Raw genomic sequence first — 23,645 nt, forward strand, 5'->3', positions numbered from 1 at the left:
GGGTCGTCTGTCTGGTGCAGGCGGCCCGACCGGACCGAAGGCGGTCGTACGACCGGTCGGCCGCCACGAACACGGGAGTCACGTGACCAACGAACGGCGGGTGCTCGTGCACCCGGACAAGCAGGCCCTCGGCGCTTCGGTCGCCGCACGCTTCATCACCAAGATCATCGACGTGCTCGACGAGCAGGAGCGTGCCGACATCGCGATCAGCGGTGGCTCGGTGTCGTCCCTCGTCCTCGCCGCGATCGGTCAGTCGCCAGCGCGCGAGAGCGTCGACTGGTCGAAGGTCCACGTCTGGTGGGTCGACGAGCGCTGGGTGCCGGCCGGTGACGCCGACCGCAACACCACGGGGACGCAGACCGACTTCTTCGACCACGTCGACATCCCGGAGTCGAACATCCACCCGATGCCCGCGTCCGACGCCGGCATCGACATCGAAGCGGCCGCGCTGCAGTACGAGCGCGAACTCCAGGACGCCGCGTACGAGGGTGCCGTTGCTCCGCGGTTCGACATCACGCTGCTCGGTGTCGGCCCCGACGGGCACACCGCGTCGCTCTTCCCCGAGTTCCCGCAGCTCACGGTCACCGACCGCGCCGTCGTGTCGGTCGACGACTCCCCAAGCCGCCGCCGCAGCGCCTGACGGTCACCTACCCGGTGATCAACGCCTCGCAGCGCGTCTGGGTCATCCTGTCCGGTGCCGAGAAGGCGTCGGTCCTCGGGCTCGCCCTGGCGGGCGCTTCCGTCGAGGACGTCCCCGTGGGCGGCGTCCAGGGTCGCAAGCGCACCGTGTTCTTCGTGGACCAGGACGCCGCGCGCGACGTCCCCGAGAACCTCATCGCGTCGACGTACTAGACGCGCGTCCTGCCTGACGGGAGGCCCGGTGCCAGCTGGCACCGGGCCTCCCGTCCGTCGTCCGGTCGCCCCTACCGCCGCCGGCCCCCGTCCCCGTCGTCCCCGCGCACTGGCCGTCGGCCGCACCCGCGCGCCGATGCCGAGCGGTCAAGAAGTGTCGCCTGGACGCGCCCCAGGCGACAGAACGCGCCGCCGCAGCGAACCGCACGCGGCGTGTCGTGACCACTCGGCGAGACGGCTCTCCGCGCGGCGCCCGGCACCCGGCACCCGGCACCCGGCACCTGCACCTGCACCTGCATCTGCACCTGCACCTGCGCCTGCATCTGCATCTGCATCTGCATCTGCATCTGCATCCGCACGATCGCGACACCCCGCCGTCACCACGCCGAGCGGTCAGGAAGTGTCGCCTGAACGCGCCCCAGGCGACAGAACGCGCCGCCACAGCGAATTATAAGCGGCGTGTCGTGACCACTCGGCGAGACGGCTCTCCGCGCGGCACCCGCACCCCGCACCCCGTACCCCGTACCCCGTACCCCGCACCCCGCACCTGCACCTGCATCCGCATCCGCACGATCGCGACACCCCGCCGACACCACGCCGAGCGGTCAGGAAGTGTCGCCTGAACGCGCCCCAGGCGACAGAACGCGCAGCCGCAGCGAACCGCACGCGGCGTGTCGTGACCACTCGGCGAGACGGCTCTCCGCGCGCCGAGCACCGCCGGCGCCTTCAGACGCACGAAGGCCCCCACACCAGCACGGTGCGGGGGCCTTCGTCAGTGGGTGAGCGCTACGCCTTCTTCGCCGCGGTACCGCGACGCTCGCGAAGCTGCTGGAGCGCGTCCTCGAGGAGCTGCGCTGCCTCTTCCTCGGTGCGACGCTCCTTCACGTACGCCAGGTGCGTCTTGTAGGGCTCCGTCTTGGAGACCACGGGAGGGTTCTCCTTGTCCCGCCCGGCGGGGAGACCGCTCGACGGCGAATCGACCGTCTCGGGGATCTCTTCGTCCGGGAGGTTCGCGGCGAAGTACCGCACGACCTCGTTGCCGAGGGCGTCCCAGTACGAGATCGCCACACGCTCGGCCTGGACCCCACGGTCCTGCTCGCCCATCGGTCCTGCGCCCACGCGGGACCCTCGGATTGCACTGCCTCCGCTAGCCATGGATCAGACCCCCGCCGTGAACTTGTTGATGAGACCGAGCACGATGATGGAGACGATCCAGACCAGACCGAGGATCACCGTGATGCGGTTGAGGTTGCGCTCGGCGACGCCGGACGCCCCGAGGTTGCTCGTCACGCCGCCACCGAACATGTCGGAGAGACCGCCACCGCGGCCCTTGTGCAGGAGGATGAGGAGCGTGAGCAGGAGACTCGTGATTGCGAGCAGGACCTGCAGCACGACGGAGAGTATCGCCACGACGTACCTTTCGTGTCAGTCAGCCGTACCAGTGTACCGGCCGCGCGGGGCACGGCCGGTACATGGACGGGAGTGGTGCGGACTACAGCCCGACGCCAGCAGGTGTTGCTACAGCCCGACGTGCTGGCGGAACCGGGCGATCGCCGCGAACTCCTGCACGTCGAGGGATGCGCCGCCGACGAGGGCGCCGTCGATGTCGGGCTCACGGAGGAACCCGGCGATGTTGCCGGACTTGACCGAACCGCCGTACAGGACACGGGTGTCGGCGGCGGCCTGGTCGCCCCAGCCAGCAGCGATGCCACGACGGATCGCTGCGCACTCGTCCTGCGCCTGCTCGGCCGTGGCCGCCTGGCCGGAACCGATCGCCCAGACGGGCTCGTAGGCGACGACGATGTCGGACGGCTGCACGGCGTCGAGCACGACGCGGAGCTGCTCGACCGGCACGACGCCGGCGCCGCGCTGTTCGCGCTGCTCACCGGTCTCGCCGATGCAGACGACCGGCACGAGGCCGTGCTTGACGGCCGCGGCGGTCTTCGCCGCGACGACCTCGTCGGTCTCACCGTGCAGCGTGCGCCGCTCGGAGTGTCCGACGATGACGTACTGCGCGTCGAGCGCCGACAGGAACGCGCCGGAGACGTCGCCGGTGTACGCACCGGAATCGTACTGCGACAGGTCCTGCGCACCGAAGTGGATCGGCAGCTTGTCGGCCGAGATCAGCGTCTGCACACTCCGCAGGTCGGTGAAGGGCGGGAACACCGCGACCTCGACGTCGTCGAAGTCGTGGCGGGCGTCCTTCAGGGTCCACGCGAGCTTCTGGACCGTGGCGATGGCCTGGAGGTGGTCCAGGTTCATTTTCCAGTTACCCGCAATGAGCGGCGTACGGGTCATGCGGACCACCCCAGTGCTTCGAGACCGGGAAGCGACTTGCCCTCGAGGAACTCGAGGCTCGCACCGCCACCGGTCGAGATGTGCCCGAACTGGTCGTCCGAGAAGCCGAGCGAGCGGACCGCAGCGGCGGAGTCGCCACCGCCGACCACACCGAGGCCGTCGACCTCGGTCAGGGCCTTGGCGACGGTCTGCGTGCCGGCGGCGAAGGCCGGGAACTCGAACACGCCCATCGGACCGTTCCAGAACACCGTCTTCGAACCGGACACCGCCGACGCGAACCGCGCCGCCGTCTCCGGACCGATGTCGAGGCCGATGCCGTCGGTACCGAACGACGACGACTCGATCGCGTCGGCCGCCACCGTCTCGTGTGCCGCGTCGGCGGAGAACCCGGAGGCCACCACGACGTCGGTCGGCAGGTCGATCGTCACGCCGAGCTCCTTCGCCCGCGAGAGGTACTCGCGCACGACGTCGAGCTGGTCGGCTTCGAGCAGGGACTTCGCCACCCCGTGGCCCTGGGCCGCGAGGAAGGTGAAGAGCATGCCGCCGCCGATGCACAGCGTGTCGACCTTCGGCAGGATGTGGTCGATGACGCCGAGCTTGTCGCTGACCTTCGAGCCGCCGAGCACCACCGTGTAGGGGCGCTCGGGGTTCTTCGTCAGGCGCTCGAGCACCCGCAGCTCGGTCTCGATGAGCGAACCGGCTGCGCTGGGCAGCGCGGACGCGAGCTCGTAGACCGATGCCTGCTTGCGGTGCACGACACCGAAGCCGTCCGAGACGAACGCGTCACCGAGTGCCGCGATGCGGTCTGCGAACGCGGAGCGCGAGGCAGCGTCCTTCGCGGTCTCCTCCGGGTTGAAGCGAAGGTTCTCGAGCAGCAGGACGTCACCGTCCTCGAGGGCCTCGGCGGCTGCGGTCGCCTCGTCGCCGACGGTCTCGCCGACGAACGTGACCTCTTTGCCGAGCAGCTCGGAGAGCCGCTGGCCGACCGGCGCGAGCGAGAACTCCGGCTTGGGTTCCCCGTCGGGGCGGCCCAGGTGGGAGATCACGATGACGCGAGCGCCGGCGGTGATGAGGGTGTTGAGGGTCGTCAGCGACGCCCGCACGCGGCCGTCGTCCGTGATGGTGCCGTCCTTGAGCGGGACGTTCAGGTCACAACGGACGACGACGCGCTTGCCGGCGAGGTCGCCGAGGTCCTCGAGGGTGCGGAGGGCCATGTGTTACAGACGCTCGCCGACGTACTCGGTCAGGTCGACGAGTCGGTTCGAGTAGCCCCACTCGTTGTCGTACCACGAGGTGATCTTCACGAGACCGCCGATGACCTTGGTCAGGCCGGAGTCGTAGATCGAGGAGTGCGGGTCCGTCGTGATGTCGGTCGACACCAGCGGGTCCTCGCTGTAGAGCAGGATGCCCTTGAGCGGGCCCTCTGCGGCCTCCTTGTACGCGGCGTTGATCTCGTCGACGGTGACCTCGGACTTGGTCTCGAGGGTGAGGTCGGTGATCGAGCCGGTCGGGACCGGGACGCGGAGCGCGAAGCCGTCGAGCTTGCCGGCGAGCTCCGGCATGACCTGGCCGATGGCCTTGGCGGCACCGGTCGAGGTCGGGACGATGTTCAGCGCGGCCGCACGGGCACGGCGGGGGTCCTTGTGCGGGCCGTCCTGCAGGTTCTGATCGGCGGTGTAGGCGTGGATCGTGGTCATGAGGCCACGCTCGATGCCGAACTTGTCGTTGAACACCTTGGCGAGCGGCGCGAGGCTGTTCGTGGTGCAGGACGCGTTCGAGATGATGTTGTGGTTCGCCGGGTCGTACTGGTCCTCGTTCACGCCGAGGACGATGGTGACGTCGTCACCGGTGGCCGGGGCGGAGATGATGACCTTCTTGGCGCCCGCGTCGATGTGCTTCTGCGCATCGGCGGCCTTGGTGAAGAAACCGGTCGACTCGATGACGATGTCGACGCCCAGCTCGCCCCAGGGGAGGTTGGCGGGGTCGCGCTCCGCGAGGACCTTGATGGCCTTGCCGTCGACGACGATGTTGTCGCCGTCGAGCTCGACGGAGACGCCGAGACGACCCGTGATGGAGTCGAACTTCAGCAGGTTCGCCAGAGCGGCGTTGTCGGTGAGGTCGTTCACCGCCACGATCTCGAGGTCGGAGCCCTTCGCGAGGGCGGCCCGGAAGAAGTTGCGGCCGATACGGCCGAAGCCGTTGATACCGATCTTGACGGTCAATGGATCTCCTGGTGGGTGTGGAGCGCCCGAGGGGCGCTGCTTTCGGAGGGCGCTGGCCCTGTCGGGCCCGCGTGTGGTGGACGATACGCCCCGTAACGTCGCCGTAACGACCCTAGCAGTCGGACCCTGCCAGGCCGTGCCGGATGACGGTCCGTCCGGACGGTCCCGCACGGTGTCCTGACGGGCGTCGATGCGGCCCGCGAAGTCGGCCACAGAACGGACGGGAGGCGCGGTGCCAGCTGGCACCGCGCCTCCCGTCATGCAGGTCGGACGACCCGTCTCAGACGCCCTCGAGCTCCTCGGGGACGCTCGCTTCCGTCCCGGGGATGCCGAGGTCGGACGCGCGCTTGTCGGCCATGGCGAGCAGTCGGCGGATGCGACCGGCGATGGCGTCCTTCGTCATGGGCGGGTCGGCGTGCTGGCCGAGCTCGTCGAGCGACGCGTCGCGGTGCTGCAGGCGCAGCGCGCCGGCGTACTGCAGGTGGTCGGGGACCTCGTCGCCGAGGATCTCGAGCGCGCGCTCGACGCGGGCGCAGGCGGCGACGGCGGCCTGCGCCGAACGGCGGAGGTTGGCGTCGTCGAAGTTGACGAGGCGGTTCGCGGTCGCACGGACCTCGCGCCGCTGCCGCATCTCCTCCCAGTCGGCGGTGGTGCGGGCCGCACCCATCACCGTGAGCATCTGGCCGATGGCCTCGCCGTCGCGGATGACGACGCGGTGCACGCCCCGGACCTCGCGGCCCTTCGCGGCGACGCCGAGACGCGACGCGGCACCGACGAGGGCCATGGCGGCCTCGTTGCCGGGGCACGTGACCTCGAGCGCTGCGGCCCGGCCCGGGTCGGTCAGCGTGCCGGAGGCGAGGAACGCACCGCGCCAGATCGCGGCGAGGTCCTCTCGGTTGCCCGTGGTGAGCCGGTTCGGCAGCCCGCGGACAGGGCGGCGACGGGCGTCCATCAGACCGGTCTGGCGTGCGAGGGTCTCCCCGCCTCGAGCACGCGGACCAGGTAGCGGGTGCCACGACGGGACGACGCGGACGAGCCGACCGACGCCTCGCTGCGGACGCCGTACAGCTCGGCGAGGTCCTTGCGGACCCGGTGCACGATGATCCGGGTGTCGAGCTCCACCTCGACCGCGATGCGGCCCGAGATGACGTGCAGGCCACCCGCGAACCGGAGGATCGTGGCCAGTTCGGCGGCGCGGACCGTGTTGCGGTTCACGGCGACCCTGGCCAGTTCGTCCTTGACCTCGGCAGTCAACGGCACAGCATCATTCCTAACGTTCATCTGGTGGTCCCGCGATCCCGGCGGCACGTGCGTGGGGAGCGGCCGGAGGGACGGTCACTCCCGGCCGAGATCTCGGTTCTTCACACGCACGGCGACGCCAGGCATCCCGCGGAGGAGGTTCGCCAACTCGGCGACGATGGCGACCGAGCGGTGCTTCCCGCCGGTACAGCCGATGGCGATCGTAGCGTGTCTTTTGTTCTCGCGCTGGTACCCCTCGAGCACCGGCTCGAGCACGGAGACGTACCGATCGACGAACGGACGGGCTCCGGCCTGGGCCAGGACGTAGTCCGAAACGGGCTGGTCGAGGCCCGTGTGGGCCCGGAGTTCCGGGACCCAGTAGGGGTTCGGCAGGAACCGGACGTCGGCCACCATGTCGGCGTCGGCGGGCAGTCCGTACTTGAACCCGAAGCTCATGAGCGTCACCTGAACACCCACGAAGTGATCGTCGGCGAACTGCTCGGTGACGGTGTTCGCGAGCTGGTGGATGTTGAGGTCCGAGGTGTCGATCACCATGTCGGACGCCTCGCGCAGACCGGCCAACCGGGTCCGCTCGCGCGCGATGCCGTCGAGCAGGGTGTCCTCGCCCTGGAGCGGGTGGGGTCGTCGGACCTGCTCGAAGCGCCGCACCAGGACGGCGTCGGTGGCTTCCAAGAACAGCACCCGGACCCGTGCGGACGTGGTCGACCGCACCTGCTCGACCGCGTGCTCCGGATCCGTGAAGAACCGCCCGCCGCGGACGTCGACGACGGTGGCGATCTTCGGGATCTTCTCGCCGGCGCGGTCCGCCAGCTCGGTGAGCGGTGCCAGCATCTGCGTCGGCAGGTTGTCGACGACGTACCAGCCGAGGTCCTCGAGGGCCTTGCCGACCGTCGAACGCCCGGCGCCGGACATGCCGGTGACGATGAGGATGTCGTGCTGCGACGCGTGCGCGTTCGCTGTGGCGCTGTCGGTCATCTGGGAGTGGGCTCCGTCGTGGCGGCCCGGGCGCGTCGCCCGGGGAAGTCTCGGCTGCGGGACCAGGGTATCGCCCGACAGGTGTCGGGAGGCACGGGATGCGTCACGTGGGCAGCTGCGGACCGTCGTGGGTCACGTCGGGGACCCGCACCGGGCCCCCGGGGAGCGGCGCAGCGTCCGCGGGGTCCGTCGTGTCCGGCTGGTCCGTCTCGGCTTCCGGTGCGCTCGTCGGGCTCGCCGTACTGGTGGCCGGCGCGCTCGTCGGGGTCTGCTGCAGCTTCGTGACGACCGCCGCAGCGGTCGCCGGACCGACACCGTTGACCTCGCTGATCTCGTCGGCCGTGGCCTCGCGCAGCCGCGCCACCGAACCGAAGTGCTTCAGCAGTGCGTTGACGCGGGTCGGACCGAGCCCGGGGATCTCGGACAGCCGGGACCGCACGTCGCGCTTGCGCCGGGTGCGCTGGTGGGTGATCGCGAACCGGTGCGCCTCGTCACGGATGCGCTGGATGAGGAAGAGCGCCTCGGAGTTGCGCGGCATGATCACCGGGAAGTCGTCGTCGGGCAGCCAGAGCTCCTCGAGACGCTTCGCGATGCCGACCAACGCGATGTCGTGCACCCCGGCTTCGTCCAGCGCACGCTTGGCGGCCTGCACCTGGGGTTGCCCACCGTCGACGATGAGCAGTTGCGGGCGGTAGGCGAACCGCTTCGAGGGCTTGGAGCCCTCGACCACCTCGGCGCTCGTCACGTCGGGGACGTCCGGCAGGTCGGCGTCCTCGTCGAGGCGCGCCAGACGCCGGGTGAGCACCTGGTACATGCTGTCGGTGTCGTCGGTGGTCTCGGCGATCGTGTAGCGGCGGTACTGGTCCTTGCGGGGCAGGCCGTCCTCGAACACCACCATCGAGGCCACGACGTTCGTGCCCTGCAGGTGCGAGATGTCGTAGCACTCCATGCGGAGCGGGGCCTCGGTCATGCCGAGGGCGTCCTGGATGTCGGCGAGGGCCGCGGAGCGCGTCGTGTAGTCGGCGGACCGCTTCGTCTTGTAGAGCATCAGCGCCTGGGCGGCGTTCTGGGCGGCCGTGCGGGCCAGGCCGGCACGGTCACCGCGCTGCGCCGTGCTGAGCTTCGTGCCGCGGCCACCCCGTCGTTCGCTGAGCCACTGCTGCAGTGCGTCGGCGTCCTCGGGCAGGGTCGGCACCACGACCTCGCGCGGGGGTTCCTCGGCGACGGCGGCCGGCGTGAGCTCGTTGTCGGCGTAGACGCCCTGCACGATCTGCTCGACCAGGTCACCGGTCGAGATGTCGAGTTCCTTGTCGACGACCCATCCGCGGACACCACGGATGCGCCCGCCACGGACCGAGAACAGCTGGACGGCGGCGGCGAGTTCGTCCTCCGCGATGCCGAACAGGTCGAGGTCCACCGAGTCGCGGAGCACCACGGCCGACTTCTCGAGCACGGCCTCGAGCGCTTCGACCTGGTCGCGGAACTTCGCGGCCTGTTCGTACTGCATGGCGTCGGCCGAGGCCCCCATGCGCTGGCGCAGCTCGGTGATCACCCGGCGGTCGTAGTTGTTCATGAACCGCACGAACTCCTCGACGAGCGCACGGTGCTCCTCGATGGTGACGCGCTGCGAGCAGGGACCGCCGCACTTGCCGATCTGCCCGGGGAAGCAGGGCTTGCCCGTCTGCATCGCGCGTTTGTACGACGAGTCCGAGCAGGTGCGGATCGGGAACACCTTGATCATCAGGTCGATGGTGTCGTGCACCGCCCAGATCTTCGGGTACGGCCCGAAGTACTTCGCGCCCTTGATCTTCCGGTTCCGCGTGACCATCACCCGTGGGGCCTCGTCCGCCATGGTGATCGCCATGTACGGGTACGACTTGTCGTCACGGAACTTGACGTTGAACGGCGGGTCGAACTCCTTGATCCAGGTGTACTCGAGCTGCAGTGCCTCGATCTCGGAGCCGACCGTGGTCCACTCGACGCTGCGGGCCGTCAGCACCATCCGCCGGGTGCGTTCGTGCAGCGTCGGCAGCGGCGCGAAGTAGTTGCTCAGCCGGGCGCGGAGGTTCTTCGCCTTGCCGACGTAGAGCACCCGGCCGGCTTCGTCACGCCATCGGTAGACGCCCGGGTCGGTCGGGATCTCCCCGCCTTCGGGCGCCACGGGACGGTGTCCGCCACCTACCGTGCACCCGCCTTCTGCTTGGTCGACTTGCCCGGTCGGCTCGCCGAGCGGGCTTCGACCGCCTGCTGCTTGCCGACCTGGGCGTCCTGCGCGTCGAAGATCTCGCGCAGGAAGACGCCCGTGAAGCTCTCCGGCACGTCCGCGACGTGCTCCGGGGTACCGGTCGCGAGCACGGTGCCGCCGCCGGCACCGCCCTCTGGGCCCATGTCGATGACCCAGTCGGCCGACTTGATCACGTCGAGGTTGTGCTCGATCGTGATGACGGTGTTGCCCTTGTCGACCAGGCTCTGCAGCACCAGGAGCAGCTTGCGGACATCCTCGAAGTGCAGACCCGTCGTCGGCTCGTCGAGCACGTAGACGGTCCGGCCGTTCGAACGGCGCTGCAGCTCGGTGGCGAGCTTGACGCGCTGCGCCTCACCGCCGGAGAGCGTGGTCGCGCTCTGGCCGAGACGGACGTACCCGAGGCCCACGTCGACGAGCGTCGCCATGTACCGGTGGATCGCAGAGATCGGCTCGAAGAACTCGGCCGCCTCGCTGATCGGCATGTCCAGGACCTCGGAGATGCTCTTGCCCTTGTAGTGGACCTGGAGCGTCTCGCGGTTGTAGCGCGCACCGCCGCAGACCTCGCACGCGACGTAGACGTCGGGCAGGAAGTTCATCTCGATCTTGATCGTGCCGTCGCCGGAGCAGTTTTCGCACCGGCCACCCTTCACGTTGAAGCTGAACCGACCGGGCTGGTAGCCGCGGGTCTTCGCCTCGGGTGTCTCGGCGAACAGCTGACGGATCCGGTCGAACACGCCCGTGTAGGTGGCCGGGTTCGACCGCGGCGTGCGGCCGATCGGGGCCTGGTCGACGTGCACGACCTTGTCCAGCTGGTCGAGGCCCTTGACGCGGGTGTGCTTGCCGGCGATGTGCCGCGCACCGTTGAGCTGGTTCGCGAGCACCTTGTACAGGATGTCGTTGACCAGGGTGGACTTGCCCGACCCGCTCACGCCGGTGACGGCGGTGAACACCCCGAGCGGGAAGTCGGCGTCGATCGTCTTCAGGTTGTTCGCCCGTGCACCCTGCACGCTGATCGTGCGCTTCAGGTTGACCTTGCGACGCTCGGCGGGGACCTCGATCGCACGACGGCCGGCGAGGTAGTCCCCGTCACCGACTCGCGGTTCGCGATGATGCCCTCGTACGAGCCCGAGTGCACGACGTTGCCGCCGTTAACGCCGGCCCCGGGGCCGATGTCGACGACCCAGTCGGCGGTGCGGATGGTGTCCTCGTCGTGCTCGACGACGATCAGCGTGTTGCCGAGGTCCTTGAGCTTGACCAGGGTGTCGATGAGGCGGCGGTTGTCCCGCTGGTGCAGCCCGATGCTCGGCTCGTCGAGCACGTACAGCACGCCGGTCAGGCCGGAGCCGATCTGGGTCGCGAGACGGATGCGCTGTGCTTCGCCACCGGACAGCCCGCCGGCGCCGCGCGCCAGGGTCAGGTAGTTCAGGCCGACCTCGAGCAGGAACTCGAGGCGCGCCCGGATCTCGCGCAGGACCGCCGCGGCGATGTGCGCTTCGCGGTCGGTGAGCGTCAGGGTGTCCATGAACGCGTACGCGTTGTCGAGGGACATGTCGGTGACGTCGGCGATGCTGCGGCCGTCGACCGTGACCGCCAGGACCTCGGGCTTGAGGCGCGTGCCGTCGCACACCGGGCACGGGACCTCGCGCAGGTAGCCCTGGAAGCGCTGGCGCTGCGAGTCCGACTCGGCCTCGGCGAACTTGCGCTCGATGTAGGGCATGACGCCCTCGAACCCGCTGGTGTAGCGCATCTCGCGGCCGAACCGGTTGCGCCAGGACACCGACACCTGGAAGTCCTTGCCCGTCAGGATCGCGGCCTGCACCGAGGCGTCGAGCTGGCTCCACGGGGTGTCGAGCGTGAACCCGAGGTCCTTGCCGAGGCCGGCGAGGAGCTTCTCGAAGTACGAGTACAGCCCGCTCGCTCCGGTCCAGGGCAGCAGGACGCCGTCGCGCAGCGAGGCATCGGGGTCGCCGAGCACCAGGTCCGGGTCGACCGACATACGCGTGCCGAGCCCGGAGCACTCCGGGCAGGCGCCGAACGGCGCGTTGAACGAGAACGTGCGGGGCTCGATCTCGGTCAGCGCGAGCGGGTGGTTGTTCGGGCACGACAGGTTCTCGGAGTAGGTGCGCACCGCACCGGGGCCGTCGTGGTCGACCAGGTCGATGCCGACGGTGCCACCGGTCAGGCGCAGTGCCGTCTCGAGCGAGTCGGTGAGCCGACCGAGGATGTCGTCGTTCGACACCAGACGGTCGACGATCACCGAGATGTCGTGCTTGACCTGCTTCTTGAGCTTCTGGCGGGTCGCTGAGCTGGATGCGCTCACCGTCGACGATCGCGCGGGCGTAGCCGGACGCCGCGAGCTCCTGGAAGAGGTCGACGAACTCGCCCTTCTTCTTGGAGATGACCGGGGCGAGCACCTGGAAGCGCGTGCCGGACTCGAACTCCATGAGCTGGTCGGCGATCTGCTGCACGGTCTGCTTGCTGATGACCTCGCCGCACGTCGGGCAGTGGGGCACCCCGATGCGCGCCCAGAGCAGACGCATGTAGTCGTAGACCTCGGTGATCGTGCCCACCGTCGACCGCGGGTTGCGGTTCGTCGACTTCTGGTCGATCGACACCGCGGGCGACAGCCCTTCGATGAAGTCGACGTCGGGCCGGTCGACCTGGCCGAGGAACTGCCGCGCGTAGGCGGACAGGGACTCGACGTAGCGTCGTTGCCCCTCGGCGAAGATCGTGTCGAAGGCCAGCGACGACTTGCCGGATCCGGACAGGCCGGTGAAGACCACGAGGGAGTCACGGGGGATCTCGAGGTCGACGTTGCGGAGGTTGTGCACCCGGGCCCCGCGGACGCTGAGCGTCGAGGAGCCGGTCGGGACGGTCACGCCGGGGAGGTGGGGTCGGTCGGCTCGCCGAAGGCGTTCCGGCCCGAGGTCGCGGTGCCGCGGTCAGAGGTGATTGTCATCGCCGTCGATTGTACGAAAGGGGTCCGACATCCGCCCGCGAGTCGGTGGTCAGACGAGTGCGTCGAGAGCGAACGCGGCTCCGGAACGACGTTCGCTGGCCGTCCAGAGACGCGCGGCAGCGGTCCGGTCGTGTGCACGCGGCTCGGCACGGACCACGGCTGCGGGTCCGCGTAGCTGCATCCACCCGGCCGGGCCCCAGTACTCCCCGAGCGGACGTCCGCGGCGACCGCAGCGTGCACGAGGGGCTCGGCACCGGCGTCCTTGCCCTGGGCGTACAGCCGCTGCGCCGGCCGGGTCCACGCGGGTTCCGGGCGGGACGGCGCGACGTCCGGGCGCTCCGGCGAGAGCGCGTCGAGCGACAACCCGGGGTGCGCGACCACGCTGGCGACGGACGAGCCCGCATCCGCCAACCGCTGGGCGAGTTCGAAGCCGAACAGCATCACCGCGAGCTTGCTGCGGCCGTACTGCCGGTAGCTGGAGTAGTGGCCGACACGGAACGGGTCGCCCGTGTCGAGGCTGGCCCACCGGTGTGCGATCGACCCGAGGTGCACGACGCGACCGCCACGCTGTTCGAGCAGCGGCAGCGTCAGCGCCGTCCAGGCGAAGTGGCCCAGGTGGTTCGTGCCGATCTGCAGCTCGGTGCCCTGCGCGGTGGTGCTCGGGGTCGAGGCCCCGACGACGCCGGCGTTGTTCACGATCGCGTCGACGCCGTCCGGTTCGAGGGCCGCGAGCTCGTCGGCGGCGGCACGGACGGAGTCGAGGTCGGCGAGGTCGAGGTGCACGTGCGCCAACGACGCCCCGTCCACGTGCCGGCGGATGCTCTGCTCCGCCGCAGCGGCGCGACCGCGGTCGCGGGTGGCGAGCACGACCCGGTGCCCCGACGCGGCGAGCTGCTCGGCCGCGTGGTACCCGAGGCCCGCGCTCGCCCCGGTGACGACGACCGTGCGGCGACCGTCAGCTGACATGCCCGGCCGACTCCATCTGCCGCAGTGCCTTCTTCAGGTCCTGCACCTCGTCACGGAGCCGCGCGGCGAGTTCGAACTTCAGCTCCGCCGCGGCCTGCAGCATCTGGTCGTTGAGGTCGCCGATCGTCGCCTCGAGCTGGGTCGCGCCCTCGCCCGCGATGCCGCCGCGCTTCAGGTTCGGCGTCGGCGAGCGGCGGCCGTCGGCGCCGGGACGACCCTGCAGCAGCGCCTTGGTGTCGTCGTTCTCGCGCTGCAGCACCTCGGTGATGTCGGCGATCTTCTTGCGGAGCGGCTGCGGGTCGATGCCGCGCTCCAGGTTGTACGCGACCTGCTTCTCGCGACGACGATCGGTCTCCTCGATCGCGGTCTTCATCGAGTCGGTCATCTTGTCGGCGTACATGAGCACCTGGCCCGACACGTTGCGGGCCGCGCGACCGATCGTCTGGATGAGCGACGTCGACGACCGCAGGAAGCCTTCCTTGTCGGCGTCGAGGATGGCCACCAGGGACACCTCGGGCAGGTCGAGGCCTTCTCGCAGCAGGTTGATGCCGACGAGCACGTCGTAGACGCCCTGTCGCAGTTCGGTCAGGAGCTCGACGCGCTTGAGCGTGTCGACGTCGGAGTGCAGGTACCGCACCCGCACACCCGCGTTGCCGAGGAAGTCGGTCAGTTCTTCCGCCATGCGCTTCGTCAGGGTCGTGACGAGCACGCGCTCGTCCTTGTCGACGCGCTGCTTGATCTCCTCGAGCAGGTCGTCGATCTGGCCGTCGCTCGGCTTCACCACGATCTCGGGGTCGACCAGGCCGGTCGGGCGGATGATCTGCTCGACCACGCTGTCCGTGATGCCGAGCTCGTACCGACCGGGGTCGCCGACAGGAAGACCTTCTGCCCGACGCGGTCGAGGAACTCCTCGAACCGCAGCGGACGGTTGTCGAGTGCGCTCGGCAGCCGGAACCCGTGGTCGACCAGGGTGCGCTTGCGCGAGGCGTCGCCTTCGTACATCGCGCCGATCTGCGGCACGGTGACGTGCGACTCGTCGATGACGATGAGGAAGTCGTCGGGGAAGTAGTCGATGAGGCAGTGCGGCGCCTCGCCCGCGACGCGGCCGTCCATGTGTCGCGAGTAGTTCTCGATGCCCGAGCAGAAGCCGATCTGCTCCATCATCTCGATGTCGAACGTGGTGCGCATGCGGAGCCGTTGGGCCTCGAGCAGCTTGCCCTGTCCCTCGAGCTCGGCCAGGCGCTCGGCGAGCTCGACCTTGATGTCGGCGATCGCGCGGTGCATGACGTCGGTGTCGGCGACGTAGTGCGACGCCGGGAAGATCGACACGGCAGGCAGGTCGTCGATCACGTTGCCGGTCAGGGGGTGCAGCGAGGAGAGCGCTTCGATCTCGTCCCCGAACATCTCGATCCGGATGGCGTGCTCTTCGTACATCGGGATGATCTCGATGGTGTCGCCGCGCACGCGGAAGGTACCGCGGGCGAAGTCGACGTCGTTGCGCTGGTACTGCATCGAGACGAACTTGCGCACGAGCTGGTCGCGCGAGATCGTCTGCCCGACGTGCAGTGCCACCGAGGCGTTCATGTACTGCTCGGGTGTGCCGAGGCCGTAGATGCAGGACACGGTCGACACCACGACGACGTCGCGCCGGCTGAGCAGCGAGTTGGTCGTCGAGTGCCGGAGCCGCTCGACCTCGGCGTTGACCGAGGAGTCCTTCTCGATGAAGGTGTCCGTCTGCGGGACGTACGCCTCGGGCTGGTAGTAGTCGTAGTAGGACACGAAGTACTCGACCGCGTTGTTCGGCATCAGACTGCGGAACTCGTTCGCCAACTGGGCGGCGAGGGTCTTGTTGTGCGCGAGCACGAGCGTCGGCCGCTGCACCTGCTCGATGAGCCACGCGGTCGTCGCCGACTTGCCCGTACCGGTCGCACCGAGCAGCACGACGTCGGTCTCACCGGCGTTGATGCGCCCGGCGAGCTCGGCGATGGCCGCTGGCTGGTCGCCACTCGGCGTGTACTCGCTGATGACCTCGAACGGACGTACCGCTCGGGTCGGTTCGATCGCAACACCCATGCCGTCAACGGTAGTCGGCACCCCTGACACCGGCGCCCCTGCTCGCCCTGGGCGTATCGTCCTCGCCAAGCAGCCTCCAAGTCCGCTGATAACCAGCGGGCATAGCGTCCGGTCCGTTCAGCAACCCGATCGCTCCGCACGTCCCCGACGAGCCAGCACGAGCCACACCCGAAGAGGCCCCATGACGACGGCGACCCCCGCCGCACCGACGACGGGCACCCCGTTCCGCGGTCGCATCCGCGGACGAGTGCTCATCCTGCTCTGTTTCATGTACGCGATCTCGTACATCGACCGGACGAACATCTCGACGGCGCTGCCGCACATCACCGAGGAGTTCGGCTTCAACGAGGCCACCGCGGGCCTGATCGTGTCCGCGTTCTCGCTGCCGTACGCGCTGCTGCAGGTCTTCGGCGGCACGATCAGCGAGAAGTTCGGACCGCGCAAGGCCCTCTTCGTCATCACCGTGGTGTGGGGCGTCGCGACACTGTGGACCGGCTTCGCCGTCGGCTTCTGGACCCTGTTCGCGGCCCGGGCGCTCCTCGGGCTCAGCGAGGCCGCGGCGTTCCCGACCGCGACCCAGGCCATGACCCGTTGGATCCCCCGCGACCGCAACGGCTTCGCGCAGGGCGTCGTGCACTCCGCGGCCCGGCTCGGCAACGCGCTGGCTCCGCTGCTCGTCGCCTGGGTGATCGGTTCGACGGGCAGCTGGCGGTGGGCGTTCTTCGCCACGGCTGTCCTGTCCTTCGCCTGGGGCATCGTCTGGTTCGTCTGGTTCCGCGACAAGCCCGAGTCCACGAAGGGCATCACGCAGGTCGAGATCGACGAGCTCCCGCCCGTCGAGACGCGTGCGACCCGTCCGCCGGTGCCGTGGCGGCAGATGGCGCGGCAGATCCTGCCGGTGACCTTCGTCGACTTCGGCTACGGCTGGACCCTCTGGGTGTTCCTCACGTGGCTGCCGACGTTCCTCAGCTCGACGTACGGACTCGAGATCGGCGACTTCGCCCTGTTCACCACGCTCATCCTGCTCGCCGGCGTCGTCGGGGACACGGTCGGCGGCATGCTCAGCGACCGGATCATCCACCGCGGCGGCAACACCCGGAACGCCCGCCGGACCGTCCTGGTGATCGGACTCGGTGGCTCGCTCGTCTGCCTCGTCCCGCTCGTCATCGGGCAGGGCCTGCTCGTCGCGACGATCTCGCTGGCGCTGTCGTTCTTCTTCCTGGAGCTCTGCAACGCGAACCTCTGGGCGATCCCGATGGACGTCGCCCCGCAGTGGTCCGGCACCGCGTCCGGCTTCATGAACACCGGCTTCGGCATCGCCGGCGTGGTCTCCCCGATCGTCTTCGGGCTGCTCATCGACGCGTCCGGCTGGCAGCTGCCGTTCGCCCTGTCGTGCGTGCTGCTCGGCGCCGCGGCGGTCGTGGCGTGGTTCATGAAGCCACAGCGGCTCACGTCGACGAACGGCGTCCTCGAGGTCGGCACCCCCGCCGCCGAGCAGCGCGCCCCTGACCCGCGACGCGCTGTCAGCGGCACGCCCTGCCGAATCGGCGTACCTGGTCGAGAGGAACGACCAGGTGCGCCCGATTCCGCTGTCCGCAACGGGACGCACCGGACGTGCGCGGAGCCCTGGTGGTCCCCGGCCGGCGGACGGGAGGCCCGGGTCCGGCCCGACCCGCGCCTCCCGTCCGCCGCGCAGCGCATCCGCCGCCGCGCACAGCAAGCAGGAACGGGCGTCCCTGGTCGGGAGAACCGACCAGGGACGCCCGGGGTGCGCGGGTCAGCGCTGCGGGCCGCGCGCCCGACGCTGGGCGCGGGACGCGAGCGACGGCCGGCCGGTGAGCGGCACGCTCAGCGGCGTCCACCGGAACGCCTCGGTGACCGCCACGGACAGCACCACCACGAGCAGGTACGTGACGAGCGTCAGCCACGGCCGCGGCACCACGGCCTCGAGCCAGCTGTCGCCGTACAGCAGGATCCAGATGAGGAACGGGTGACTCAGGAAGATCCCGAACGACCGGTCCGAGGCGTAGTCCACGAAGCGCGCGGCCGGGCTGCCGGGACGCCGACGGTCCGCCCAGCGCGCACCGATCGCCAGGAAGCCGACGAACACCGCGGTGCTCCACACGGCCTCGATCGGCTGCAGCGGGGTCCCGGCGGCGTAGAGCGACTGGCCGAGGGCGACCTGGAGCGCCCAGACGCCGAGCGTCAGCGCGCCGACGCCGGCGAAGGCCCAGAGCACGGCCCGGCGGTGCACCCGGATGAACCGGAGGAACGCGTCGGCGTGGTCGGCAGCGATCGCCCCGGAGACGATGAAGAACACGTACGAGAAGAAGAACTGCTTCTGGTAGCCGTGCAACCAGGCATCGCTCGCCGGGAAGTACTTGTACCCGGCGAACACGACGAGCTGCACCACCAGCGTCACGACGAGCGTCGTCACGTGGTACCCGCGGGTCTTCCGGACCAGCCACACGATGACCGGCAGCAGCAGGTACACCTGCATGGTCACGAGCAGGAAGTACAGGTGGTACCAGGACGAGCCGGTGACGATGCCCTCGGCGAAGGTGCGCACCAGGTCGGGCACGTCGCCCCGACGCGTGCTGCTGACGAGCCAGCTCGAGCCGACGTACACGAACGACCACGCCAGGTACGGCACCCCGACGAGCAGGAACCGCTTCGGCCAGAACTGCGCCATCGGCCGCGGTCGCAGCGTGTAGCTGTAGACGAGCACGAACGCCGTCAGCGAGAAGAAGACGAGCCGGGTGAAGTGCAGCAGGGCGAGCAGCGCGTTCAGGCCGACGTCGTCGGACGCGGCGGTGTGGCTGGTGGTGTGCACGCCGATGACGCAGGCGAAGGTCAGGATCCGGAGGACGTCGACCTCGTACAGATGGCGTGGCTTGCCCGCCGCGGTGCGGGTCGGGGTCTGGACCTGCGGCCGCGGCTGGGCCTGTGGCTGCGGCTGGGACTGCGCCTGGGCCTGCGGCTGCGGCTGGGCGCCGGTCACGACGGCTGCGCCATCGTCCGCACCTTCGCCCGCTGCACCTTGCCGGTGGGCGCGCGCGGCAGGTCCGGGACGACGATGATCTCGACGGGGCGGCGGAAGCGGGTCAGGTGGGCCTCGGCGCGCGCGGTCAGGTCGGCAACGAGCCCAGCGGCGTCGACCGGGGCCGCAGCAGCGGCGACCGCGCTGGCTTCGTCCGCTGCCTCGGCTGCGTCGGCTTCGTCCGCTGCGTCCTGCTCCACGATCACGTACGCCACCGGGACGGCCCCGAGCACGTCGTCCGGCCGCCCGACCACCACGGCCTCGAGCACCCGGGGGTCGCCGAGCAGGACGTCCTCGACCTCGGAGGGGTAGACCTTCTCGCCGCCACGGTTGATGACGTCGTCGGAGCGTCCGGCGAGCGAGACCCAGCCGTCCGCAGCGACGGAGCCCACGTCGCCGGTGCTCAGCCAGCCGTCGGCGTCGAAGCGGTCGGATGCGCGCCCGAACAGGTAGCGCCCGACGATCCCGGGCCGCGCACCCACAGCGCACCGACCTCGTCGGCGGGCAGGGCTGCGCCGTCCTCGTCGCGTGCCTGCACCTCGGACCCGACGGGCACACCGACGGCCCCGGGGCGAGCGGGCGCGTCCAGCGGCGTCGCGGTGATCTGCGACGCGCCTTCGGTCAGCCCCCAGCTCACGACGAGCGGGACGTCCCCGAGTGCAGTGCGCACCGGGTCCGGCAGCGGTGCCGAAGCGCTCCGGACGAACCGGAGGCCCTCCGGGAAGTCCAGCGGCCCGGTCTTCGCGAGCACGGCGAGGATCGCCGGCACCGCGTTCAGCCAGGTGATGCGCCGCTCGGCGAGCAGCTCGCAGAACCCGGTCCGCCGGAAGCGCACGTCGAGCACGAGCGTCGCCCCGGCGACGAGCGTCGCCAGCAGGCCGACGACCTCGGCGTTGACGTGGAACAGCGGCAGCGAGTTGAACCCGCGGTCGCGGCCCGTCAACCCGTTGTGCCGCGCGATCGCCCGCGCGACGAACAGCAGTTGCGACTCCGGCAGCTCGACGCCCTTCGGAGCGCCGGTCGACCCCGAGGTGAAGAGCACCACGGACCCCTCGCCCGGTGCGTCCGGACTCTGCGTGGGCACGTCACCGTCACGGACGGCGGCCGGGAGGAACGTGGCTGCGTCGATCCCGCTGGCGGGCACCCCGGGGACGGTCCCGTCCACGGCGCGGTCCGACACCACGATCGAGGCCCCGCCGATCAGGTCGGCGAGACGGGCCGGCTCGGTCGCCGGCTGTCCGGTGTCGACCGGGACGGCACGGCGCCCGGTCGCCACGGCGGTCAGGTGCACCACGGCGAACGCGAGGGGGTCGCCGACGTCGACGAGGACGGCTCCGGAGGCGGGCACGCCGATCGCGTCGAACGTCGCGGACCAGGCCGTCACCGCGTCCTCGAGCGCTCGGTAGGTCAGGACGCGCGCAGAACGGGCGTCCTCCAGGTAGGGACGCTCGGGACTCTCCGCCGCGCGGTCGCGGATGAGCGAGCGCAGGTCGGGTTCTCCGTCGACGGGCTGCACCAGCAGAGGCTATTGCGCGAGCCTATGAGCCGTCAGAGGGGAACCGGTGCAGCATCCACTGCCAGAGCGCGGTCATCCGGGGTCCCCGTCCGGTCCGAGCGGCGTGGAGTCCTTGATGATGAACGAGTGCGCCTTCCCCGGCCCCGGACGTCGGTCAGGATCGCGTGCGGGTCCGCGTCGGCGGGCGGTGGATCGGTGTCCGTCCGGAAGGGGCCGTCGACGCCGTCGAGCCCGAGCACTCGCCACGACCCGGTGATCCGCGGACCGAAGGCGTCGCGGACGTCGTCGACGGCGTACATCCGGGCGACGGGGGTCTTGCCGGGACGGTTCATCCACGCCGCGTGCGACGGACCCCGTGACTCGACGGGCGACGAGAACATCAGTGCGCCGCGGACGGACCGGATGTGCGCGATGTACGCCGCCTCGCCGCCGCCCTGCGAGTGTCCGGCCACGACGATGTCCCGCCAGGCGATGTCGTCGTCGCCCTGCACGAAGCGGCCCCACCCGCCGTCGGGGTCGTGGTCGTCGAGGTAGGCCACCGCGTCACGGAAGCGCGACACGATCGACCCGGCGGGCGTCACCGAGCTGAACTCGGACTGGCGGGTGCCGTCGAACCGGTTGCGCTGCACCATGCCGTAGCAGCCGGCGTCGGCCTCGCACGTGCCGGAGAGGGTGCGACCGAGGTTCCAGTAGTCCAGCCCGAGCACGTGGTACCCGTCGGCGAGGGCCTGCCCGAGGAACCGCTGGTACTCCGCCGGGCGGGACCTCGTGGCGGGCAGGAACAGCAGCAGGGGGCCGCCTGCCGAGGTGCGGGCGGCGAAGTCGTCGCGGTTCGGCGTGAGCCGTTCGCCGCCCACGGTGCCGAGCCGGAAGCGGTGGAACTCCCCTCGGGTCCGCGCCCATCGCCCGATGGCGGCGCGGCGGCGTGCGAGCGGTCGATCGTCGGGACGCGTCCCTCGTCCTCGATGCGCTGCGCACCGAGGAGGTTCGCCGCGACCAGCGCGCCGCCGCCGATCGCGACGAGCACGATCGCGGCGAGCACGAGCAGCAACCGGTGCTTCACGAGGTGATCCGCAACCACACCTCGTCGGCGGATCGGATCGTCTGGTCGAGTGTGCCCGTCGCGTCGACGACGTGGTCGGCGAGGGCGAGTCGGTCGGCGTCACTCGCCTGAGCGGCCACCCGGCGCTCGGCCTCGTCGCGTTCCATGGCACGGTGCTCCACCAGCCGCTCGATGCGCTGCGCAGCGGGGGCGTCGACGACCACGACCGCATCGAACCGCAGCGGGCGGGATCCTCGGGCCTCGGCGAGCAGGGGCACGTCGTACACGACGACGGTGTCCGGGTCGGCGGCCTCAGCCGCGTCGAAGGCACGCTGGGCGAGCCGCCAGACCTCGGGGTGGGTGATCGCCTCGAGGTCCTTGCGTGCCGCGGGGTCGGAGAACACGATCGCTCCGAGCGCGGGACGGTCGAGCGAACCGTCGGCCGCGATCACCGAGGAGCCGAACCGCTCGGCGACCTGCGCGAGCCCGGGGCTGCCGGGTGCGACGGCGTCCCGCGCCAGCCGGTCGGCGTCGACGACGACGCCGCCGTGCTCCGCCCAACGCCTGGAGACCGTCGACTTGCCCGCGGCGATGCCGCCCGTGAGACCGATGATGCGCACTGCGACAGGCTAACGACCCGCAGCGTCGAAACGCCGGAAGCCCGGCACCCCTCGGGGATGCCGGGCTTCCGGTCAGTGCGACTCGCTCGATCAGTTGGTCGAGCTGAGCTTCTCGCGGAGCGCCGCCAGCGAAGCGTCGTCGGCGAGGGGCTTGCGCCACCGGTCTCGCTCGAGAACGACGACGAAGAGGAAGCGGACGACGTCGATGCGCCGGCCGGGAGGTCGAAGCCACCCTTTTCCTCGTCGGCGATGGTCTTCGCGACCTGCGCCTTGTGGGCTTCCCAACGACCCTGGGCGGCCGCGTACTGGCCCTCCCACTCGGTGCGCTGGGTGTCGTAGCCCTCGAGCCACTCGTTCGTCTCCGGGTCGAAGCCGTCCGGGTACTTGTAGTCACCCTTGTCGTCGTACTCGGTCGGCATGCCGTAGAGCGCCGGGTCGAACTCGGTGCCCTCGGGGTCCACGCCCTCGTTCGCCTGCTTGAGGCTGAGCGAGATGCGGCGACGGTCGAGGTCGATGTCGATGATCTTGACGAAGACCTCGTCGTTGACCGAGACGACCTGCTCGGCGAGCTCGACGTGCTTGTTCGAGAGCTCGGAGATGTGCACCAGGCCCTCGATGCCGTCGGCCACGCGGACGAAGGCACCGAACGGGACGAGCTTCGTGACCTTGCCCGGTGCGATCTGACCGATCGCGTGGGTGCGGGCGAAGACCTGCCACGGGTCCTCCTGCGTCGCCTTGAGCGAGAGCGACACGCGCTCACGGTCCAGGTCGACCTCGAGGATCTCGACGGTGACTTCCTGACCGACCTCGACGACCTCGCTGGCGTGCTCGATGTGCTTCCAGCTGAGCTCGGAGACGTGGACGAGACCGTCGACGCCGCCGAGGTCCACGAACGCACCGAAGTTGACGATCGAGGACACGATGCCCTTGCGGACCTGGCCCTTGTGCAGGTTGTTGAGGAACGTGGTCCGGGACTCGGACTGCGTCTGCTCGAGGAGCGCACGGCGCGACAGGACCACGTTGTTGCGGTTCTTGTCGAGTTCGAGGATCTTCGCCTCGATCTCCTGGCCGAGGTACGGCGTGAGGTCGCGGACGCGACGGAGCTCGATGAGCGAGGCGGGGAGGAAGCCGCGGAGACCGATGTCGACGATCAGGCCGCCCTTGACGACCTCGATGACCGTGCCGGTCACGACGCCGTCGGACTCCTTGATCTTCTCGACGTCGCCCCATGCGCGCTCGTACTGCGCACGCTTCTTGGACAGGATGAGGCGGCCTTCCTTGTCCTCCTTCTGGAGGACCAGGGCCTCGACCTCGTCGCCGACCTTGACGACCTCGTTGGGGTCGACGTCGTGCTTGATCGAGAGCTCGCGCGAGGGGATGACGCCCTCGGTCTTGTAACCGACGTCGAGGAGGACCTCGTCGCGGTCGATCTTCACGACGGTGCCGGAGATGAGATCACCGTCGTTGAAGAACTTCAGGGTCTTCTCGACCTCGGCCAGGAAGTCATCAGCCGAACCGATGTCGTTGATGGCGACCTGCTTAGGAGCCTTGGTCGTAGTGGTTGTCATGTAGAGATT

13 protein-coding genes and 6 pseudogenes are annotated in these 23,645 nt (G+C 69.9%); 2 read left to right on the forward strand and 17 right to left on the reverse strand.

Translation table 11 applies throughout. The annotated features are described in order from the left end of the window. Positions 1-106: 106 nt before the first annotated feature. Positions 107-852: pseudogene (gene pgl, locus JN350_RS13075) on the forward strand (6-phosphogluconolactonase). Positions 853-1,638: 786 nt separating this feature from the next. Here pgl and JN350_RS13080 read toward each other — a convergent pair. The 11 genes and pseudogenes from JN350_RS13080 to uvrB all read right to left on the reverse strand — a co-directional run bounded on the left by JN350_RS13080 (position 1,639) and on the right by uvrB (position 15,838). Next, the gene (locus tag JN350_RS13080; RefSeq protein ID WP_027465686.1) at positions 1,639-2,007 is read right to left on the reverse strand and encodes an RNA polymerase-binding protein RbpA; all 369 of its coding nucleotides are present in this window, start codon (positions 2,005-2,007) and stop codon (positions 1,639-1,641) included. 3 nt (positions 2,008-2,010) lie between these two features. After that, the gene (gene secG, locus JN350_RS13085; protein WP_017887256.1) at positions 2,011-2,262 is read right to left on the reverse strand and encodes a preprotein translocase subunit SecG; all 252 of its coding nucleotides are present in this window, start codon (positions 2,260-2,262) and stop codon (positions 2,011-2,013) included. A 108-nt stretch (positions 2,263-2,370) separates the two neighbouring features. Beyond that, a complete protein-coding gene (gene tpiA, locus JN350_RS13090) occupies positions 2,371-3,150 on the reverse strand; it encodes a triose-phosphate isomerase (protein ID WP_205462468.1) in 780 nt (259 codons plus the stop codon). Further along, on the reverse strand, positions 3,147-4,364 hold the full coding sequence (locus JN350_RS13095; protein WP_205462469.1) for a phosphoglycerate kinase: 1,218 nt from the start codon (positions 4,362-4,364) through the stop codon (positions 3,147-3,149). The genes tpiA and JN350_RS13095 overlap by 4 nt, the downstream gene beginning before the upstream one ends. A gap of 3 nt (positions 4,365-4,367) precedes the next feature. After that, on the reverse strand, positions 4,368-5,372 hold the full coding sequence (gene gap, locus JN350_RS13100) for a type I glyceraldehyde-3-phosphate dehydrogenase (protein WP_111083958.1): 1,005 nt from the start codon (positions 5,370-5,372) through the stop codon (positions 4,368-4,370). 280 nt (positions 5,373-5,652) lie between these two features. Beyond that, positions 5,653-6,632, reverse strand: a pseudogene (gene whiA, locus JN350_RS13105) (DNA-binding protein WhiA). 75 nt (positions 6,633-6,707) lie between these two features. Beyond that, entirely contained in the window at positions 6,708-7,607 is a 900-nt protein-coding gene (rapZ, locus tag JN350_RS13110) for an RNase adapter RapZ (RefSeq protein ID WP_205462470.1), read from the reverse strand. A 103-nt stretch (positions 7,608-7,710) separates the two neighbouring features. After that, a complete protein-coding gene (gene uvrC, locus JN350_RS13115; protein ID WP_205462471.1) occupies positions 7,711-9,768 on the reverse strand; it encodes an excinuclease ABC subunit UvrC in 2,058 nt (685 codons plus the stop codon). A 17-nt stretch (positions 9,769-9,785) separates the two neighbouring features. After that, a pseudogene (gene uvrA, locus JN350_RS13120) lies at positions 9,786-12,731 on the reverse strand (excinuclease ABC subunit UvrA). Continuing rightward, entirely contained in the window at positions 12,728-13,777 is a 1,050-nt protein-coding gene (locus JN350_RS13125) for an SDR family NAD(P)-dependent oxidoreductase (RefSeq protein WP_205462472.1), read from the reverse strand. Before JN350_RS13125 ends, uvrA begins: the two are co-directional and overlap by 4 nt. Then, a pseudogene (uvrB, locus tag JN350_RS13130) lies at positions 13,767-15,838 on the reverse strand (excinuclease ABC subunit UvrB). The gene JN350_RS13125 and the pseudogene uvrB overlap by 11 nt, the downstream one beginning before the upstream one ends. A gap of 280 nt (positions 15,839-16,118) precedes the next feature. Here uvrB and JN350_RS20965 point away from each other — a divergent pair. Beyond that, positions 16,119-17,252, forward strand: a pseudogene (locus JN350_RS20965) (MFS transporter); the annotation flags it as partial. Between the two features lie 375 nt (positions 17,253-17,627). Here the strand turns inward: JN350_RS20965 and JN350_RS13140 are convergent. From JN350_RS13140 to rpsA, 6 genes and pseudogenes are all read right to left on the reverse strand, one after another. Next, positions 17,628-18,851, reverse strand: a complete 1,224-nt coding sequence (locus JN350_RS13140) for an acyltransferase (protein ID WP_205462473.1) — start codon at positions 18,849-18,851, stop codon at positions 17,628-17,630. Further along, on the reverse strand, positions 18,848-19,372 hold the full coding sequence (locus JN350_RS13145) for an AMP-binding enzyme (protein WP_240347324.1): 525 nt from the start codon (positions 19,370-19,372) through the stop codon (positions 18,848-18,850). Before JN350_RS13145 ends, JN350_RS13140 begins: the two co-directional genes overlap by 4 nt. Further along, positions 19,294-20,406, reverse strand: a complete 1,113-nt coding sequence (locus JN350_RS13150; RefSeq protein ID WP_205462475.1) for a class I adenylate-forming enzyme family protein — start codon at positions 20,404-20,406, stop codon at positions 19,294-19,296. Before JN350_RS13150 ends, JN350_RS13145 begins: the two co-directional genes overlap by 79 nt. 32 nt (positions 20,407-20,438) lie before the next feature. Continuing rightward, positions 20,439-21,263: a BPSS1187 family protein gene (locus JN350_RS13155; RefSeq protein WP_205462476.1), complete on the reverse strand. Its 825-nt coding sequence runs from the start codon at positions 21,261-21,263 to the stop codon at positions 20,439-20,441. Between the two features lie 202 nt (positions 21,264-21,465). Continuing rightward, on the reverse strand, positions 21,466-22,068 hold the full coding sequence (gene coaE / locus JN350_RS13160) for a dephospho-CoA kinase (RefSeq protein WP_205462477.1): 603 nt from the start codon (positions 22,066-22,068) through the stop codon (positions 21,466-21,468). A gap of 90 nt (positions 22,069-22,158) precedes the next feature. After that, positions 22,159-23,636: pseudogene (gene rpsA / locus JN350_RS13165) on the reverse strand (30S ribosomal protein S1). Positions 23,637-23,645: the final 9 nt, after the last annotated feature.

Source organism: Curtobacterium sp. 24E2 (assembly GCF_016925595.1).
Lineage (GTDB): Bacteria > Actinomycetota > Actinomycetes > Actinomycetales > Microbacteriaceae > Curtobacterium.

What these genes read in the sequence shown, in the direction of transcription:
- JN350_RS13125 (WP_205462472.1), bottom strand. Translation starts at nt 13,777, where the DNA reads ATGTCAGCTGACGGTCGCCGCACGGTCGTCGTCACCGGGGCGAGCGCG.
- tpiA (WP_205462468.1), bottom strand. Translation starts at nt 3,150, where the DNA reads ATGACCCGTACGCCGCTCATTGCGGGTAACTGGAAAATGAACCTGGAC.
- JN350_RS13095 (WP_205462469.1), bottom strand. Translation starts at nt 4,364, where the DNA reads ATGGCCCTCCGCACCCTCGAGGACCTCGGCGACCTCGCCGGCAAGCGC.
- JN350_RS13080 (WP_027465686.1), bottom strand. Translation starts at nt 2,007, where the DNA reads ATGGCTAGCGGAGGCAGTGCAATCCGAGGGTCCCGCGTGGGCGCAGGA.
- rapZ (WP_205462470.1), bottom strand. Translation starts at nt 7,607, where the DNA reads ATGACCGACAGCGCCACAGCGAACGCGCACGCGTCGCAGCACGACATC.